The following is a 16,779-nucleotide window of genomic DNA, read 5'->3' as shown; positions in this document are numbered from 1 at the left end:
CTTGCGGTGGTGCGCGGGTGAGATGGCGCCATGCAGCGATCCCCCGCGCGACTCCTCCGCCTGATGGGCATGATCTCCGGCTACAGCGTCGCCGGGCTGGGCCTGCTCTATGCGCTGGTCATGGCGATCGGGCTGATCGCCCTGCCCGTGTCGGGCGCACCGATCGGCCAGCCCTGGTTCCGCGCGATGGAAGTGCTGATCCTGCTGCTCGTCCCGTTCCTGCTCGGCCTGGCCGCGGCGGTGCGCGGCACCAGGCTGGGACCGCGCCTCACGCGGCTCGCACTACCCTGCATGGCCGCCGCGCTGGCGCTGACCAGCGTGGTGCACCTGTCGATCCTGGCTTTCGGCGTGCAGAACGCCTTCGCCTGGCCCTCCTTGCCCTATGCGCTCGACATACTCGCCTGGGACGGATTCTTCGCGGTCGCGGTGCTGCTGATGGCGCCGGTGTTCCGCGGCGACGGAGAGGCACGGACGATCCGGCGGCTGCTGATCGCCAGCGGCCTGCTCGCGCTGCTCGGCTGGCTGGGGCCGCTCACCGGCGTGATGGGGCTGCGGATGATCGGGGTGATCGGCTATGCGATCCTCTTCCCGCTCGCCGCCCTGCTGATCGGGCGCTGGTTCAGTCGGTGGAGCCCGGCAGCACGAAGCTGACCGGCGCGGCATCGACCCTGCCCGGCAGGCTCGGCATCGTCCCCTCGCGCAGGAAGCGCATCGTCGCCGCGTCGAGATCGGGATGCTCGCGCAGCAGCCGGCCATTGTGCTGGCCGCGATGGACGATCAGCGCGTGGGCATTGGGGAACCAGGGCAGCACATCGACGAGGTTCTCGACCGGCGTATTGGCATCCCAATCGCCCTGGACGAACAGGATCGGCGTCTCGTCGCGCACCGGCAGACGGAACGCGTCGCCCAGATCGGCGGTGGGCCAGATATCGGCGGTGGCGGCATAGGCACCGAAGTTCCACGGGCCGAGCATGTCGAGCGCGGGATCGCTCTGGATCTGCGCCCAGCGCGCGGCGGTGACGCCGGTGGCAGTGTCGATCAGCGGGCCGATCAGCGAGGCGGTGCTCGCCTTGCGACTCTCTGCTTCCTCGGCGGCCCATGCCTGGTAGCGGCCATTATAGGCGTCGATCACAAAGGCCGGCCAGCGACTCGCATTGGTGACGTGGCTGAACAGGGCACGCTGGAAATCGCCGAGCCCGAGCACGACCTTGCCGGCGCCCGGCACCTCGACGCCCACCGGCGCCCTGGCGAAGCGATCGCGCACGGTGCGCGCCGCGGCGATCAGCCCGCCCTGCGGGATAAAGGGCTTGAGCGCGGGATCCTGCTCCGCCTCGAAGGCGACGCGCTGCATCACCGCGAAGACAGGGCCGGGCATGTCGTACCCATTGGCGAGCGGCTCGACCAGGGAGATCAGCCCGCGCGCCACCGTGCCGGGATGGCGCTTCAGTACGGCAAAGGCCCATTGCGAGCCGAAGCTCGCGGCGGTGAGGCTGATGCGCTGATAGCCGAAGGCGCGGCGCACCGAATCCACATCGTCGGCACATTCGGCGATGGTGTAGCCGGTCAGATCATGCCCCGGATTGGCCGCCGCCGCGCCTTCGGCCAGCTTGCGGGTGACCGCGATATCGTCCTCGATCCGCGTCGGCTGGTCGAGCGGTGCCGCGGGATAGTGCAGCTCGAGCATGTCGCCGCGCAGCGTGTATCCGCGCTGCTCGACGATCACCAGGTCGTTGGTCTCGGCATGATCGAGCCACATGCGCAGCCGGCGCTTCGCCAGGGGGCTGGGATCGCCCAGCGTGTCGAGCAGGGTGACGCCGGGTCCGCCGACGAGCAGGAAGATCGGCGGCTGGCCGATATCCTTCGTCGCCTTGATCCGCAGCACGCCGACCTTGATCCTGCGGCTGTCGGGCCTGGCGCGATTCTCGGGCACTTCGATCGCGCCGGCCTCGTAGCGGACGGTGCTACCGTCCGAGGCGGTCTCGGTGCCGGGGGTTAGAGAAAGTCTGTCCTGCGCCATCGCCGGCGTCGTCAGCAGCAGCACCAATCCGAGCAGCACCCGCATGCACCCCTCCCTCTTTCGCGGTATCGTGGCGAGGGCGAAATGAACGGCAGGTTTATGCCTCGAACGCCGCCAGGATCGGGCACGGCCCCTTGCCGCCCTTGCCGCATTCATGCGCGAGCTTGCCCAGCGCATCGCGGGCGGCGGTGAGTTCGGCGATCTTGCGGTCGAGCATTTCGATCTGCTCGCGAGCCAGCGCGCGGGCGCGCGGGCGATCGTCGCGCGCGTCGAGCTCCAGCAATTCGCTGATCTGCTCCAGCGTGAAGCCTGCGGCCTGGGCGGAGCGGATGAAGCGCAGGCGGCGTACATCGGCTTCGTCATAGCGGCGCACCCCGCCATGATAGCCGCGCTCGGGCTCGGCCAGCATACCGCGCCGCTGATAATAGCGGACCGTCTCGACGCCGACGCCGCCCGCTTCCGCCAATTTGCCGATCGTCAGGGACATGCTTGACTCCGTACCATGGTACGGACCCTATATGGGCGCTCATGACAGGGAATGCAAAGCACGCGACGCTCTATCGGATGGTGATGCCCGATCATGTCTGCCCCTATGGACTGAAGTCCAAATGGCAGCTGGAACGGCATGGCTACACGGTGGACGACCGCTGGCTGACGACGCGGGCGGAGACCGACGCGTTCAAGGCCGAGCACAATGTGAAGACCACGCCCCAGACCTTTATCGACGGCAGGCGGATCGGCGGGAATGACGACCTGACCCGCTTCTTCGGCGGCAAGGTGGCCGAGCCGGGGGCGACCAGCTACCGGCCGGTGATCGCGCTGTTCGGAATGACCGCCGCGCTGGCGATGGCGGCGAGCTTCGCGGTGAGCGGCTCCCCCTTCACGGTGCGCGCGGCGGAGTGGTTCGTCAGTTTCAGCATGTGCGTGCTGGCGATGCTCAAGCTGCAGGACGTCGAGAAATTCTCGTCGATGTTCCTGGGCTACGACCTGCTCGCCCGGCGCTGGGTGCCCTATGCCTATGCCTATCCGTTCCTCGAGGGGCTGGCCGGCGTGCTGATGGCCGCGGGCGCGCTTCCCTGGTTCGCGGCGCCGCTGGGGCTGACGATCGGTACGATCGGCGCGGTCTCGGTGTTCAAGGCCGTCTATGTCGACCGACGCACGCTGAAATGCGCCTGTGTCGGCGGCAGCAGCAACGTGCCGCTGGGCTTCGTCTCGCTGACCGAAAATTTGTTCATGATCGGCATGGCGCTGTGGATGCTCGCCGGGCCCGCCGCGATGGGAATGTAGCTGCTCCCAACCACCGCCGCGCTGCTGCCCCTCCCCGCCTTCGCCCAGGACCATGCCGGCCATGCGGTGGCGGGCATGCAGGAGGAGATGGAGGAGCAGGGCAACCCATGACGAGCTGTTCCCCGACCATGCCGCCCAGCTACACGCCGTTTGCCCGGCTGGGCCTGGGGATGTAACGACTTACCCCGGCAACATTCTGCTGTCAGGGGGCCGCCCATGCGCTGGTATTCGAAGATCGCCGCCGCGGCGCTTGCCGCTGTCCTCCAGGCCTGTGCGACCGCGCCGGTGGCCGCGCCGCCGCCCGCGGCGGCCCCCGCCCCGGTCGCTGAGCAGCGGGCGCCGGTGACGATCCTCGTCTCGATCGACGGCTTCCGCAGCGACTATCTGCAGCGCGGTGTGACGCCCAACCTCTCGCGCCTGGCCGCGAGCGGCGTCACCGCGCCGATGCATCCTAGCTTCCCGTCCAAGACCTTCCCCAATCACTGGACGCTGGTGACCGGCATGTATCCGGACCATCACGGCATCACCGCCAACAAGATGGAGGATGCGGCGCGGCCCAAGGAAGTCTTCACCATGCAGAGCGACGACCCGTTCTGGTGGAACGAGGCCGACCCGATCTGGGTGGACGCCGAGAAGGCCGGCATCCGCACCGGCACCGAATTCTGGCCGGGATCGAACGTCGCGATCGGCGGCAGGAAGGCGGACAAATGGCCGTATGAGATCGCCGGCGGCACGCGACCGAGCGACTGGGCGCAGTTCAACCAGGTGATCACCGGCGAGCAGCGGGTCAACGCGCTGATCGACTGGCTGCGCCGCCCCGCCGCGACCCGGCCGAAATTCCTGACCCTCTATTTCGACACGGTCGATAGCGCCGGCCACATGTACGGCCCGGACGACCGGCGCACGACGGATGCCGCTGCGGATGTCGACAAGCTGGTCGGCCAGCTGGTCGACGGGCTCGCCGGGCTGGGCCAGCCGGCCAACCTCGTCATCGTCGCCGATCACGGCATGGCCGCGACCAGCGGCGAGCGGACCGTGGTCGCCACCACCGGCCTGGCGCCCGAGGACTATCACCTGGTCGAGGCCGGCCCCTATCTCAGCCTGACCCCGGCGCCGGGCAAGGAAGCCAGGGTCGAGAAGGTGCTGCTCGGCAAGCACGACCATTATGAATGCTGGCGCAAGAGCGAGATCCCGGCGCGCTTCCATTACGGCACCAATGCGCGGATTCCGGCGATCCTCTGCCTGGCCGAGACCGGCTGGTCGGTCGGCGACAAGCCGGGCAAGGCGGGCGAGAGCGGCGGCAATCACGGCTTCGACAACCTGTCGCCCGAGATGACCGCCCTGTTCATCGCCTATGGCCCGGCGTTCAAGCAGGCGGTGCTGCCCGCCTTCACCAATGTCGACGTCTACCCGCTGCTGCGCGACCTGATCGGCCTGCCGGCCAAGCCGGGCGTGGACGGCACCGACGCGCCGTTCCGGGACGTGCTGGCCAGATAAAGCCCAAGCCGTCACCCCCGCGAAAGCGGGGGCCCATCTCCCTGACTTTCCGCACACGCAAACGCGAGGTGGCTGGGCTTCTTCACGAGATGGGTCCCCGCTTTCGCGGGGATGACGCGTAGTAGGACTTGCCAAGGATCGGTTTTCATCCGAAACTGATCCCATGCTCTATCTGGACGATATGCAAGTCGGCACGAAGCGGAGCTTCGGGCGATACGAGGTCACGCGCGAGGAAGTGCTCGACTTCGCGCGGAAGTACGACCCCCAGCCCTTCCATCTTTCCGACGAGGGCGCGGCGAGCACCCATTTCGGCAGGCTCGCGGCGAGCGGATGGCACACCTGCGCGATGACCATGTCGATGTTCGTCGCCGAGATGGGGGTGAACCCCCAGGCCAGCCTGGGCGCGGCCGGCGTGGACGAGCTGCGCTGGCTCAAGCCGGTCTATCCCGGCGACGTGCTGCGCTGCGAGAGCGAGATCCTGGAAGTGAAGCCCTCGCGCAGCCGGCCCGAGATGGGCAGCATGCGGACCCAGACCACCACCTACAACCAGCATGACGAGCCGGTGCTGCGGTTCATCGCGCTGGCGCTGATGCGGCGTAAGCCGGCGGAGGGCTGAGCCCTAGCGCCGGCGCCGCGGCCCGAAATCGCGCCAATTGCTCCGCCAGCGCTGATCGCCGCGCCAAGTGCCGCGCCGCCCCTCCCAATAGCCGCGCTGGACGTCGTTCCAGCGGTGACGCGCGCGGTACCGATCGTACACATAATAGCCCGTGCCCGGGTAGTAATAGTCGCCGTACCAGCCCCAATAGGGGTCGCCCCAGCCGGCATTGTAGCCGACCGCGACGCGGCCCCCGCCATAGCCATAGCCGTCATCGACACAGCCGCCGAGCAGCGCGGCTCCGGCAATGCCGGCAGCGAGGATCGTGGATTTGAGGGGGAAGCGCATGTCCGGTCTCCTTGACGGAGACGCGGCACGGAGGCGAGGTTCGCGTGTCCGCGCCCCCGTGCTGATCAAATGCCTGGAACCGCAGCCGGTTCCCGGGGCTCAATGCCCGTCGAACGCCACCAGCGAATGAACGTGGATCCCGTCGCCGCGCAGCGCCTCGGCGCCGCCGAGTTCGGGCAGGTCGACCACGAAGCTCGCCTGGGTGACCTCGGCCCCCGCCTTGCGCAGCAGGCGCACCGCGGCGCGGGCGGTACCGCCGGTGGCGATCAGATCGTCGACCAACAGCACGCGGGCGCCCGGCGCCAGTGCGTCGGCATGGATGGCAATCCGGTCGGTGCCGTATTCCAGCGCATAATCCTCGGCGATCGTCGCGCCGGGCAGCTTGCCGTCCTTGCGGACCAGCAGCATGCCCGCGCCGAGCTTCACCGCCAGCGCCGCGCCGAACAGGAAGCCGCGCGCCTCGATCCCGGCGACCAGGTCGACCGGGCCGTCCACCGCCTCGGCCATACGGTCGATCGTCAGCTTCAGCCCCTCGGCATCGAGCAGCAGCGTGGTGATGTCGCGGAACATGATGCCCGGCTTGGGGAAATCGGGAATCGTCCGGATGCGCTGCCGGATGTCGTCATTCATTGAAGCTGACCCTTGCTAAACACAGGAATCCCGCCCTGGCGGTTGCCGGGGCGGGATCCGATTGACTGGTTCTGGCCGCCGAAGCGGTATCAGTGCTTAACGCCGGCCCACACCGAGCGATAGGCGCCATAGGTCAGGAAGCCCAGCACGATCAGGAAGCCGAGCACCGCCCAGCCGGCCATGCGGCGGGTCTGGAGGGTCGGCTCCGCGGTCCACACCAGGAAGGCGGCCACGTCGGTCGACATCTGGTCCACCGTCGCGCGGGTGCCGTCCGAATACTGGACCTGGCCGTCCTGCGTCAGGGGCGGCGGCATCGCGATGTTGAGGTTCGCGAAATACGGGTTGAAGTGCATCCCGTCCGGCGTCTTGGCGAATTCCGGGAAGTGCTTCAGCGCCTCGGCCGAAGGCTTCTCGTTATAGCCGGTCAGCAGCGAGTGGACATAGGCCGCGCCGTCATGCCGCGCCTTGGTGATCAGGCTGAGGTCCGGCGGCGTGCCGGTGCCCGGATAATAGACCTTGGGGAAGCGATCCGAGGGCAGGTTGTCCCGCTCGCCCCAGGTGCCGCCCTTCTCGTCGAACACCGGCTGCTTGGTGCCCCAGTCCTTGGCGATCTTCTTCACCTCGGCATCGGTATAGCCGAGGTCCTTCAGATTGCGGAACGAGACCAGGCTCAGCGAGTGGCAGGTCGCGCAGACCTCCTTGTAGACGAGGAAGCCGCGCTGCAGCTGGCGCTCGTCGAACTTGCCGAGTGGACCGTCCGAGGCGAGCTTCAGCTCCTTGGGATGCTTGTGCATCGCATGCTCGGCGGTTTCGGCGGGCGGCTCGTTGATCACGCCCCAGATCGAGCCCCACAGCGCGATCAGCAGCACGAGGATAAAGCCACCGCCGACCAGGAACTTGATCGATTTGATGAACAGTGAAGTCATTGTTCCCAGTCCCCCTTACGCGCCGGTCTTGGCCAGCACGGCCTCGGTGATCGAGCCCGGCAGCGGCTTCGGCGTCTCGAGGTGCGAGATGATCGGCACGATGATCAGGAAGTGCGCGAAGTAATAGGCTGCCGCGATCTGGCTGAGGATCACGTAGAGCGGTTCGGCCGGAGAGCCGCCGCAATAGCCAAGCACCAGCACGTCCGCCACGAGCACCCAGAAGGCGACCTTGTACATCGGGCGGTAGGAGCCCGAACGCACCGGCGACTTGTCGAGCCAGGGCAGGAAGAACAGGAGCAGGATCGAGCCGAACATCGCCAGCACGCCCCACAGCTTCGCCGGCAGGATGAAGTCCGCGGTGAAGGCACGCAGGATCGCGTAGAACGGCCAGAAATACCATTCGGGGACGATGTGCGCCGGGGTGGAGAGCGGGTTGGCCGGAATGTAGTTGTCCGGATGGCCCAGATAGTCCGGCGCGAAGAAGATCAGCACCGAGAACAGGATCAGGAACACCACCACGCCCAGGCCGTCCTTCGCCGTGTAGTACGGGTGGAACGGCACGGTATCCTGCTCGCCCTTCACTTCCACGCCGGTCGGGTTCGACGAGCCCGGGATGTGGAGTGCCCAGATGTGCAGGATCACGGCGCCCGCGATCACGAAGGGCAGGAGATAGTGGAGCGAGAAGAAGCGGTTGAGCGCGGCATCGTCCGGCGCATAGCCGCCGAGCAGCCAGATGCGGATCCAGTCGCCGACCACCGGGATCGCCGAGAAGAAGCCGGTGATCACCTGGGCGCCCCAGAAGCTCATCTGCCCCCAGGGGAGCACATAGCCCATGAAGGCGGTGGCCATCAGCAGCAGGAAGATCACCACGCCGAGCAGCCACACCATCTCGCGCGGCGCCTTGTACGACCCGTAATAGAGGCCGCGGAACATGTGGATGTAGATCACCACGAAGAACATCGAGGCGCCGTTGGCGTGGGCGAAGCGCAGGAACCAGCCCGCGTTCACGTCGCGCATGATGCCGACATTGACCGAATCGAAGGCGCTCGCGGCCGACGAGTGGAAGTGCATCGCCAGCACGATGCCGGTGATCAGCTGGCAGACCAGCGCCACCCCGGCGAGCACGCCGAAATTCCACCAGTAATTGAGGTTGCGCGGCACCGGATAACCGGCACCGACGGCGTTGTAGACGAAGCGCGGCAGGGGCAGACGGGAATCCACCCACTGCATCACCGGGTTCTTCGGCTCATAATGCTTGGCCCAGGGAAAGCTCATCGCGCCCTATCCTCACCCAACCACGACGACAGAGTCGGACGTGAAATTATATTTTGGAACCTCGAGGTTCTTCGGAGCCGGACCCTGGCGGATACGGCCGGCAGTGTCATAGGCCGAGCCATGGCACGGGCAGAAATAGCCGCCGAACGGCCCGCGATTCTCGCCCTCGCCCGCGCCCAGCGGCACGCAGCCGAGATGGGTGCAGACGCCCAGCGTGATCAGCCAGTTGGTGTGGCCCTTGGCCGTGCGCTGCTCGAGCGTCTGCGGGTCGCGCAGGCTGGAGACCGGCACCGCATCCGCCTCGGCGATTTCCTTCGGCGTCAGGTTGCGCACGAACAAAGGCTGCTTGCGGAAGCTGGTCTTGATCGCCTGGCCCGGCTCGATCTTCGACACGTCCACCTCGGTGGTGGACTGTGCGAGCACATCGGCCGACGGGTTCATCGAATTGACCAGCGGGAGCACCGCGACGCCCGCGCCCACCGCCGCCACGGAGACGGCGGCAAATTGGAGATAATCGCGACGACGGGGATTCTCGGGACCGGCCAGATCGGCTTCAATTGCCATGTTTACCCCTTGCACTTCGGACTTGCCGCGTCGAACGCGCGGACAGAACGTAAAGCTCACACGGGCGCTAAGGGCCCCCTCGTTGCCCTTCGATGTCCCCCGAATAGGCCGGGGGAGGTGATAGACGGCGCCCCTGCGCTTCCGCAACAGGCTTTTTCAGCGGCTTGTTACGCAAGGGAATAGAACGCTAGGAGCAAAGCCATGCGACTAGCCCTGTTCGAGCCCGATATTGCCGGCAATGTAGGCGCCGTGCTGCGCCTGGGCGCCTGTTTCGATACGCCGGTCGATCTGATCGAGCCGATGGGATTCGGCTGGAACGACGCGGCGTTTCGCCGGGCCGCGATGGACTATGGCGGCGCGGCCGATGTGGTGCGCCATGCCGATTTCCACGAATTTGCCGGGAAGCTGCCCGGCCGGGTGATCCTGTTCACCACGCGCGGATCGATCCCGCTGACCGAGACGGTGTTCCAGCCGGGCGACACCCTGCTGTTCGGATCGGAGAGCCGCGGCGCCCCCGATTACGTGCACGAACGCGCCGACCTAGCCGTTCGCATCCCGATCCGCGCGGGCCTGCGCTCGCTCAACCTTGCCGTGTCCGCGGGCATCTCGCTCGCCGAGGCACTGCGCCAGACCAATGGATTCCCCCCGCAATGATCGAGCTCGACGACCAGCAGCAGCGCGCCCGGGCGTGGTTCGAAAGCCTGCGCACCGCGATCTGCACCGAATTCGAGGCGATCGAGGCCGAGGCGGGATCGGACGCGCGGTTCGAGTACATCGCCTGGGACCGGACCGATCCCAGCGGCGAGCCGGGCGGTGGCGGCGTGCGCGGGGTGATGAAGGGCAAGGTGTTCGAGAAGGTGGGCGTCAACGTCTCCACCGTCGGCGGCAGCCTGGAGGGCGATTTCGCCAAGTCGATCCACGGCGCGGGCGAGGACCCGCAATTCTTCGCCACCGGGGTCAGCCTGGTGGCGCACATGGCGAACCCGCACGCGCCGGCGGTGCACATGAACACGCGCTTCCTGACCACCACCAAGCGCTGGTTCGGCGGCGGGGCGGACCTCAACCCGCCGATGCCCTATGACGAGGACACCGCGGACTTCCATGCCGCGCTGCAGTCCGCGTGCGATGCCCACGACCCGGAGCATTATCCGCGCTTCAAGCAATGGGCGGACGAATATTTCTACATCCCCCACCGCAAGACGCATCGCGGCGTGGGCGGGATCTTCTACGACCATCTGGAGAGCGACTGGGAGGCGGATTTCGCCTTCACCCAGGATGTCGGCAGGGCGTTCCTCGAGGTGTTCCCGCGCCTGGTCCGCAAACGGATGGGCATGGACTTCACCGCGGAGGACAAGCAGCGCCAGCTCGAATGGCGCGGCCGCTATGCCGAGTTCAACCTGATCTACGACCGGGGGACGTTGTTCGGCCTGAAGACCGGCGGCAATATCGACGCGATCCTGATGAGCCTGCCGCCGATGGCAGCGTGGTCTTGAGATGGGCCTGATCCCGGTCGCGAACGACCAGATCGCCACCGTCGTCACCGCGCTGGAGATGCTGGAGCGCCCCCGCCCCCGGCCCCTGCCCGATTCGCCGCTGCGGCTGGTGCGCTGGAACGCGCCCGATCCGGCCAAGTACCGCACGCTGTTCCGCCGGGTCGGTGAGCCCTGGCTGTGGTTCTCGCGGCTGGTGATGGACGAGGCGCGGCTGACCGCGATCCTCCACGATCCCGAGGTCTGGATACATGCGGTAGTCGACCGCAACGGTATCGAGGTCGGCATGCTCGAGCTCGACTTCCGCATCGAAGGAACCTGCGAGCTGGGGTTCGTCGGGCTGGTGCCCGAGCTGGCCGGCAAGGGCCATGGCGGCTGGCTGATGGCGCATGCGCTGATGCTGGCGTGGCGGCCGGGGGTCAGCCGCGTCTGGGTGCACACCTGCACGCTCGATTCGCCGGGGGCGCTCGGCTTCTACCGCAAGCACGGCTTCGTGCCCTACAAGCGCACGGTGGAGACCTTTGCCGATCCGCGGCTCGCCGGCGTGCTGGCGGCGGATGCCGCGCCTCAGATCCCCTGTTTGGGTACGCCGCCCAGCCGATAGGCGGCGATCCGGATCAGCGCGAGCGCCGCCCAGGCCGCGCCACCGAACAGCGCGGTGGCGAGATAGGAGACGATCGCAACCACCTGGACGCCGCCGGCCAGCCCCGCGATCGTGCCCAATATGCCGCCGGTGAGGATCACCAGGCCGAAGGCCAGGAAGAACACCATCGAGGCGAGCCCGATCAGCGCGAAGCCGGTCACGCCGCCGCTGCGCCGCCAGCCCTCGCGGAACGCGCCGAGCACGCCGATGCGCGGATCCGCGGCGAGCGCCGGCCCGGCCAGCCAGGTCCGCGCCAGGATGAACAGGCCGGGGATGACGAACAGCGACAGGCCGAACGAGAAGAGCAGCCCGGCGATCAGGTTGAGCACGAAGAAGGGCGCGAAGCGCTTGAGCGTGAGCAGCAGCACTTCGCCCAGCGTGCGCCCGCCACCCTGGAGATAGAGGTTGAAGACCGCGAAGCAGCCGAAGTCGATGACCAGGTTGATCGCCAGCACCGGCAGCAGATTGGCGGTGTAGAAGGCCATGAACGCTTCGCGCAGCTTCTGCGGATCCTCGGTCGCCGGCAGGTCGAGCGTGGAAAGGAGCAGCGCGGCGCCGAGCATCGGCACGACGAAGAACAGGCCGGCGACCGGCACGAGCAGGTGGCGCTCGGCGCGCCAGAGGGAGGCGGCGTCGAGGAAGATGCCGCGGCTGGTGAGGCTCATGCGCGCAGCACGCCGTCGCGCAGCCCTGCCTCGGCGGTGAGGGCGAGATAGAGCTTGGCGGTGAAGGCGGGGACCAGCACGGTGAAGCCGGTCTGCACCGCGGCGACGACGACCGAGGTCAGCACGCCTGCGAGCGAGATGCCGTCCGCGGGACCGCCGGCCACCAGGGTGAAGATGCTGCCGAACACCATGTTGGCGGCGAGTATCGACACCCAGGAAACCAGGGCGAAGAGCAGGATCACGCCGATGATCCGCCAGGTCATGCCGCGGGTGAGCTTCCACGACTGGCGCAGCGCCGAGAACATCCGCTTCTCGCGCACGATCACCGGATTGGTGACGAACAGCCGCGCGCCGATCCACAGGATCAGGCAGAGCGCGACCAGCATGTAGAGCGCGATGCCCCCGGCGATCTGCGGGCTGAGCGAGACATTGGTGCCCCGGGCGATCTCCATCAGGTCATAGCCGCCCAGCTGCAGCGCCAGCGGCACCGGCAGCGCCAGCACGAACATCGCCGCGAAGATCAGCACCGAGACGGCGAGCGCCGGCAACAGCCGGTTGCGCCCGATCCGCCCCGCCCCGCGGACATCGGCCATGTCGAGCGCCATCGCCGAAATGGTGAGCGAGCCCCAGATCGAGAGGATGCCGAAGGCGATCTGCACCAGGTAGAGCGACAGGGCCAGCGCCGTCCCCGCCCCCGCCTTGGCCGCCTGGAAGCTGCCCTCGATCGAGGCCGGCACGAAGAAGGCCAGCAGCGCCACGGGCAGGACCGCGCCCAGATTGTCGCTCAGAAACTCCGCCGTCCGATCCCAGACGGTGCCCATTTTCGCCATGCGACCCATGCCTCCCTTATCGGAGCGGTGTTAGCGGGCGGACAGTTTGTTGCCAATGCTTGCGAAATCGCGTGCGGATGCGCAATTCGCACGCATGACCAAGGATATCGAATGGCGGGTCGCGCCGGAGCCGATCGAGTACGGCGCCGCGCTCGCCGAGATGGAGGCGCATGTCGCCGCGCTCACCGCCGGCACCGCGCCCGAGCGCATCTGGCTGCTCGAGCACCCGCCCGTCTACACCGCCGGCACCAGCGCCACCGACGCCAGCGAACTGGTCGACGCGGCGCGCTTCCCGGTGTTCCGCACCGGGCGCGGCGGACGCTACACCTATCACGGCCCGGGCCAGCGCATCGGATACCTGATGCTGGACCTGCGCGAGCGGAAGCGCGACGTGCGCGGCTATGTCCATGCGGTGGAAGGCTGGGTGATCGCGGCGCTGGGCGAACTCGGCATCGAGGCGTTCCGGGCGGAGGGGCGGATCGGCATCTGGACGCTCGACCAGGCAGGCCAGGAAGCCAAGATCGGCGCGATCGGCGTACGCATCCGGCAATGGGTGACGATGCATGGCTTCGCCGTGAACCTGTCGCCAAACCTCAATGATTTCAACGGTATCGTCCCCTGCGGCATCGCCGAATTCCCGGTCACCAGCACCGAGGCACTGGGCAAGCCGGTGACGCCTGCGCAATTCGATTCGGCGCTTCGCGCCACATTTTCGCCGTTTTTGGAGGCTCTCACCTAGGCGAGGTCAAATTTCGAGTCTTGAGGGGTTTGCCCGAACCGTCTAATGTCCACTCCGGTTTGGGTATTAAACGGCCATCCGTAATCCAGATCCATTATCTAGGGAGCTTTCTACATGCGTGCAGTCATTTCGAAGATCGTTGCAGGTTCGATGATCGCCGGCGCGGCCCTCCTGGCCTCGGCGTGCACCAGCAACGAGTCGACCAACGTGACCAACACCACCGAAGTCGTTCCGACCGAGAACGTCACCACCACCGACACCATGGTGACCAACATTGACGCCGCCGCCACCGAGAACGGCGCCGTGGTCGAGAACACCACCACCGTCGAGACCAACACCACCAACGCCGCGCACTGATAGCGCGCCCGTAAGGGTGTTGCGAAAGGGCCGTCCGGGCGACCGGGCGGCCTTTTTCGTTTCCCGTTTTGCGATGAAATGTCGGTATGGCACGGCCCCATGGTAAAAAAAGGCTTCAACGCGGACTCGTAAACCCGTAACCCCGTCCGCACGGGGTCAATTGGTAGTTTTCGAGGGCAACATGCTCGCATCGCGTATCGCACTAGGGTTGGCCGGGGGGCTCGGCCTGTTCGTCTCTGCACCGGCTTCGGCGCAGTTCTTCCTCAAGCCGGCCAATCTCGAGAGCGGCCGCGTGACCGGTTCGGAACCGGGCATGACCGGCCCGGCACTGCCCGGCGCCACCGCCGACGAGCTGCGCGCCGCGCTCGCCTGGAACCTGCGCGCCGCACTGAACGTCGCCGCGCTCCAGTGCCAGTTCGAGCCGACCCTGTTGTCGGTCGACAATTACAACTCGCTGATCAAGGATCACGCGATCGAGCTGCGGGACTCATACGCTACGCTCGAGAAATATTTTGCAAGAACGTACAAGAACAAGAAGCAGGGCCAGCTAGAGCTCGACAAGTACGGCACCCGTATCTACTCGGGCTTCTCGACTGTTCAGGGGCAGCTCTCTTTCTGCCAGACTGCCGCCTCAATCGGCCATGATGCCGTGTTCGTTAAGGCCGGCAAGTTCAGCGAGCTGGCACAGGACCGCATCAAGGAACTCCGCGCCAGCCTGGGTCCGTGGGGCGAGCAATATCGTCCGCAGGGCTATGTCGTCACCGGCATGTACGGCGTGAAGATGCCGCCCTTCGGCAACGACAAGTGCTGGAAGAAGGGCATGTACCAGGTCAAGAAGTGCGGACCGCTGCTGCTCGATTGAGCTGACCCCCACATCCGTCATCCCGGCGAAAGCCGGGATCTCGTGCGGCTCTTGTCCTGCCGTCCGCGCCATCGCCTGAGATCCCGGCTTTCGCCGGGATGACGGTTTAAGTTTACCGCAGCCCCAGCATCTTGTGCGTCTGCAGCGTCAGCCGCCATTTCGGCCGCGCCATCGCGAAGGCGATCGCCGCCTCGATATTCTCCTGCGCCGCCACGCTGTCCATCGGCTGGATCAGGAAGTTGGCGAAGTCCCAGCCCTCGATCGCTTCGACATCGGTGCCCGGCTGCGGCCAGACCAGCTTCAACTCGTCACCCGCGCGCTGGACGACCTCGCTGCCCGCCTTGGGGCTGATGCACACCCAGTCGATGCCGGGATGCGCGGCAATCGTGCCGTTGCTCTCGATCGCGATGCGGAAACCGCGGGCATGCAGCGCCTCGACCAGCGCGTCGTCGACCTGCAGCATCGGCTCGCCGCCGGTGAGGACGACGAAGCGCTTCTCCGCACCCTCGCCCCAGAAGCCGAGTACCGCATCGGCGAGCGCGTTAGCCGTGGCGAACTTGCCGCCGCCCAACCCGTCGGTGCCAACGAACTCGGTGTCGCAGAACTGGCAGATCGCGCTGGCCCGGTCCTGCTCGCGCCCCGTCCACAGATTGCAGCCGGCGAAGCGCACGAACACCGCGCGCGCACCGGCATTCACGCCCTCGCCCTGGAGGGTGAGGAACATCTCCTTGACGCTGTAGGTCATCGCCCGGTTCCTACGGCTTGACGGCGTACTGCGTCGGATCGGGCACGCCGGCCTCCTCGAAGCCCTTGGCGCGCAGGCGGCAGCTGTCGCACAGGCCGCAGTGCAGGCTGCCCGGCGCCGGATCGTAGCAGGACCAGCTGAGCCCCAGGTCGAGCCCGAGCCTTGTGCCCTCGCGCACGATATCGGCCTTGGTCATGTTCTGGAGCGGCGCGCGGATATGGAAGGGCTCGCCCTCCACCCCGGCCTTGGTGGCCAGCTCGGCGAGCCGCTCGAACCCTTCGATGAACTCCGGCCGGCAATCGGGATAGCCCGAATAATCGAGCGCGTTGACGCCGATATAGATGTCGCGGGCGCCCGAGGCCTCGGCCCAGCCGAGTGCCAGGCTGAGGAAGATGGTGTTGCGCGCCGGCACATAGGTGACCGGGATGTCGTCCCCCACCCCGTCCTTGGGCACGTCGATATCGGCGGTGAGCGCGGAGCCGCCAAAGGCGCGCAGGTCCATCGGCATCACGATGTGGCGCTCGGCGCCCAGCGCGGCGGTGACCCGGCGGGCGGCGGCCAGCTCGACCTGGTGGCGCTGGTTATAGTCGAAGGAGAGCGCGAACAGGCGGTGCCCCGCCTCCCGCGCCAGCGCAGCCGAGATCATCGAATCGAGGCCGCCCGAAACCAGTACAATTGCAACGCTGTCAGTCATCGCAGGCCTCTAGCCCGATTCATGCTGCAAGGCAAAATAGCACGCAAAATGAGCCACCCGAGAGCGGCCCAGTTTGTTGGGAAAACCCATGTCAGAGAGGAAAGAGCTCACTAGGAGCAGGAACACGATAGCCCGGCAGCCGTGAAATAAGGGTTAAGCCCCGTTCAGCTGCAGGCCCCGACCTTGCGCGCCTCATATTCCTGCTCGAAGGGCGCGCCGTCCAGCACGCCCTGGGTCTCGATACGGACCAGCCGCGGCGTCTCCACCGTCACCGTCGTGCGGCCCTTGCCATGGCCGTTGCAGGTATAGACCACCGTCGACTGGCGGGAATCCTGGCTGACGACGAACTGCTCGCAGGGCGCCGGGCCATGGGCGATCTGGATGAAGCTGTTCGGATTGGCGAAGCAGACCTTGCGCTCGGTGCCCAGCCGCTCCTTGAGCAGCCACTGGCCACGCTCGATCTGCGACAGGGCGGACTGCGTCGCGGCGCGATGCGCCACCGCCGAGCCGTCCCCGACCATCAACAGCGATGCGCCGGCAAGTGCCAAGCCCATCATACGCCTGAGCAACATCACAAAGTCCTCCCGTCACGGGCCCAAGGGCCCGCGCCCCTTC

The 16,779-nt window shown here is 67.0% G+C and carries 22 protein-coding genes; 10 read left to right on the top strand and 12 right to left on the bottom strand.

What is annotated here, in order from left to right; translation table 11 throughout:
• The first annotated feature begins 30 nt into the window (after positions 1-30).
• A complete protein-coding gene (locus GGR46_RS10010) occupies positions 31-651 on the top strand; it encodes a hypothetical protein (RefSeq protein ID WP_183997277.1) in 621 nt (206 codons plus the stop codon).
• Here the strand turns inward: GGR46_RS10010 and GGR46_RS10005 are convergent.
• The gene (locus GGR46_RS10005; RefSeq protein ID WP_183997275.1) at positions 620-2,062 is read right to left on the bottom strand and encodes an alpha/beta hydrolase; all 1,443 of its coding nucleotides are present in this window, start codon (positions 2,060-2,062) and stop codon (positions 620-622) included. The two genes, GGR46_RS10010 and GGR46_RS10005, sit on opposite strands and share 32 nt — an antisense overlap.
• A 52-nt stretch (positions 2,063-2,114) precedes the next feature.
• On the bottom strand, positions 2,115-2,504 hold the full coding sequence (locus GGR46_RS10000) for a MerR family transcriptional regulator (protein ID WP_183997273.1): 390 nt from the start codon (positions 2,502-2,504) through the stop codon (positions 2,115-2,117).
• 41 nt (positions 2,505-2,545) lie between these two features.
• On the opposite strand from GGR46_RS10000, the gene GGR46_RS09995 reads away from it, so the two are divergent.
• From GGR46_RS09995 to GGR46_RS09985, 3 genes are all read left to right on the top strand, one after another.
• Entirely contained in the window at positions 2,546-3,304 is a 759-nt protein-coding gene (locus GGR46_RS09995; RefSeq protein ID WP_183997271.1) for a MauE/DoxX family redox-associated membrane protein, read from the top strand.
• Between the two features lie 216 nt (positions 3,305-3,520).
• Positions 3,521-4,801 (top strand): alkaline phosphatase family protein, encoded by a 1,281-nt coding sequence (locus GGR46_RS09990; RefSeq protein ID WP_183997269.1) that lies wholly within the window; start codon positions 3,521-3,523, stop codon positions 4,799-4,801.
• 163 nt (positions 4,802-4,964) lie between these two features.
• Positions 4,965-5,417, top strand: a complete 453-nt coding sequence (locus tag GGR46_RS09985; protein ID WP_183997267.1) for a MaoC family dehydratase — start codon at positions 4,965-4,967, stop codon at positions 5,415-5,417.
• Between the two features lie 3 nt (positions 5,418-5,420).
• On the opposite strand, the gene GGR46_RS09980 is transcribed toward GGR46_RS09985, so the two are convergent.
• From GGR46_RS09980 to petA, 5 genes are all read right to left on the bottom strand, one after another.
• Positions 5,421-5,744, bottom strand: coding sequence for a hypothetical protein (locus GGR46_RS09980; protein WP_183997265.1), 324 nt, complete (start codon positions 5,742-5,744; stop codon positions 5,421-5,423).
• A gap of 99 nt (positions 5,745-5,843) precedes the next feature.
• On the bottom strand, positions 5,844-6,374 hold the full coding sequence (locus GGR46_RS09975; RefSeq protein ID WP_183997263.1) for an adenine phosphoribosyltransferase: 531 nt from the start codon (positions 6,372-6,374) through the stop codon (positions 5,844-5,846).
• A gap of 89 nt (positions 6,375-6,463) precedes the next feature.
• The gene (locus GGR46_RS09970; RefSeq protein WP_183997261.1) at positions 6,464-7,300 is read right to left on the bottom strand and encodes a cytochrome c1; all 837 of its coding nucleotides are present in this window, start codon (positions 7,298-7,300) and stop codon (positions 6,464-6,466) included.
• A gap of 15 nt (positions 7,301-7,315) precedes the next feature.
• The gene (locus tag GGR46_RS09965) at positions 7,316-8,575 is read right to left on the bottom strand and encodes a cytochrome b (RefSeq protein WP_183997259.1); all 1,260 of its coding nucleotides are present in this window, start codon (positions 8,573-8,575) and stop codon (positions 7,316-7,318) included.
• 12 nt (positions 8,576-8,587) lie between these two features.
• Positions 8,588-9,139 carry a ubiquinol-cytochrome c reductase iron-sulfur subunit gene (gene petA / locus GGR46_RS09960; protein WP_183997257.1) on the bottom strand — a complete coding sequence of 184 codons (552 nt, stop codon included), beginning with the start codon at positions 9,137-9,139 and terminating at the stop codon, positions 8,588-8,590.
• 201 nt (positions 9,140-9,340) lie between these two features.
• On the opposite strand from petA, the gene GGR46_RS09955 reads away from it, so the two are divergent.
• From GGR46_RS09955 to GGR46_RS09945, 3 genes are read left to right on the top strand one after another with little or no spacing between them, the layout of a single operon-like run.
• Positions 9,341-9,793: a tRNA (cytidine(34)-2'-O)-methyltransferase gene (locus GGR46_RS09955; protein ID WP_183997255.1), complete on the top strand. Its 453-nt coding sequence runs from the start codon at positions 9,341-9,343 to the stop codon at positions 9,791-9,793.
• Positions 9,790-10,632 carry an oxygen-dependent coproporphyrinogen oxidase gene (gene hemF / locus GGR46_RS09950; RefSeq protein WP_183997253.1) on the top strand — a complete coding sequence of 281 codons (843 nt, stop codon included), beginning with the start codon at positions 9,790-9,792 and terminating at the stop codon, positions 10,630-10,632. The genes GGR46_RS09955 and hemF overlap by 4 nt, the downstream gene beginning before the upstream one ends.
• Before the next feature lies 1 nt (position 10,633).
• Positions 10,634-11,233: a GNAT family N-acetyltransferase gene (locus tag GGR46_RS09945; protein WP_183997251.1), complete on the top strand. Its 600-nt coding sequence runs from the start codon at positions 10,634-10,636 to the stop codon at positions 11,231-11,233.
• Here the strand turns inward: GGR46_RS09945 and GGR46_RS09940 are convergent.
• On the bottom strand, positions 11,197-11,937 hold the full coding sequence (locus GGR46_RS09940; RefSeq protein WP_183997249.1) for a hypothetical protein: 741 nt from the start codon (positions 11,935-11,937) through the stop codon (positions 11,197-11,199). The two genes, GGR46_RS09945 and GGR46_RS09940, sit on opposite strands and share 37 nt — an antisense overlap.
• Positions 11,934-12,767 (bottom strand): DUF7847 domain-containing protein, encoded by an 834-nt coding sequence (locus tag GGR46_RS09935; RefSeq protein ID WP_183997247.1) that lies wholly within the window; start codon positions 12,765-12,767, stop codon positions 11,934-11,936. The genes GGR46_RS09940 and GGR46_RS09935 overlap by 4 nt, the downstream gene beginning before the upstream one ends.
• Positions 12,768-12,861: 94 nt before the next feature.
• Here GGR46_RS09935 and lipB point away from each other — a divergent pair, with 94 nt between their 5' ends.
• From lipB to GGR46_RS09920, 3 genes are all read left to right on the top strand, one after another.
• Complete coding sequence (gene lipB, locus GGR46_RS09930) at positions 12,862-13,506, top strand: lipoyl(octanoyl) transferase LipB (RefSeq protein ID WP_246426028.1); 645 nt, start codon at positions 12,862-12,864, stop codon at positions 13,504-13,506.
• Between the two features lie 114 nt (positions 13,507-13,620).
• On the top strand, positions 13,621-13,863 hold the full coding sequence (locus GGR46_RS09925; RefSeq protein ID WP_183997243.1) for a hypothetical protein: 243 nt from the start codon (positions 13,621-13,623) through the stop codon (positions 13,861-13,863).
• A 181-nt stretch (positions 13,864-14,044) separates the two neighbouring features.
• Complete coding sequence (locus tag GGR46_RS09920) at positions 14,045-14,725, top strand: hypothetical protein (RefSeq protein ID WP_183997241.1); 681 nt, start codon at positions 14,045-14,047, stop codon at positions 14,723-14,725.
• A 112-nt stretch (positions 14,726-14,837) separates the two neighbouring features.
• Here GGR46_RS09920 and queE read toward each other — a convergent pair whose 3' ends face one another.
• The 3 genes from queE to GGR46_RS09905 form a co-directional block, all read right to left on the bottom strand.
• Complete coding sequence (queE, locus tag GGR46_RS09915; protein WP_183997239.1) at positions 14,838-15,470, bottom strand: 7-carboxy-7-deazaguanine synthase; 633 nt, start codon at positions 15,468-15,470, stop codon at positions 14,838-14,840.
• A gap of 10 nt (positions 15,471-15,480) precedes the next feature.
• Complete coding sequence (gene queC / locus GGR46_RS09910; protein ID WP_183997237.1) at positions 15,481-16,164, bottom strand: 7-cyano-7-deazaguanine synthase QueC; 684 nt, start codon at positions 16,162-16,164, stop codon at positions 15,481-15,483.
• Positions 16,165-16,328: 164 nt separating this feature from the next.
• Entirely contained in the window at positions 16,329-16,736 is a 408-nt protein-coding gene (locus tag GGR46_RS09905) for a hypothetical protein (RefSeq protein WP_183997235.1), read from the bottom strand.
• Between the last annotated feature and the right edge of the window lie 43 nt (positions 16,737-16,779).

This window comes from Sphingomonas kyeonggiensis, assembly GCF_014196745.1.
Classification (GTDB): domain Bacteria; phylum Pseudomonadota; class Alphaproteobacteria; order Sphingomonadales; family Sphingomonadaceae; genus Sphingomonas; species Sphingomonas kyeonggiensis.
This window is presented reverse-complemented; position numbering and strand designations above follow the sequence as displayed.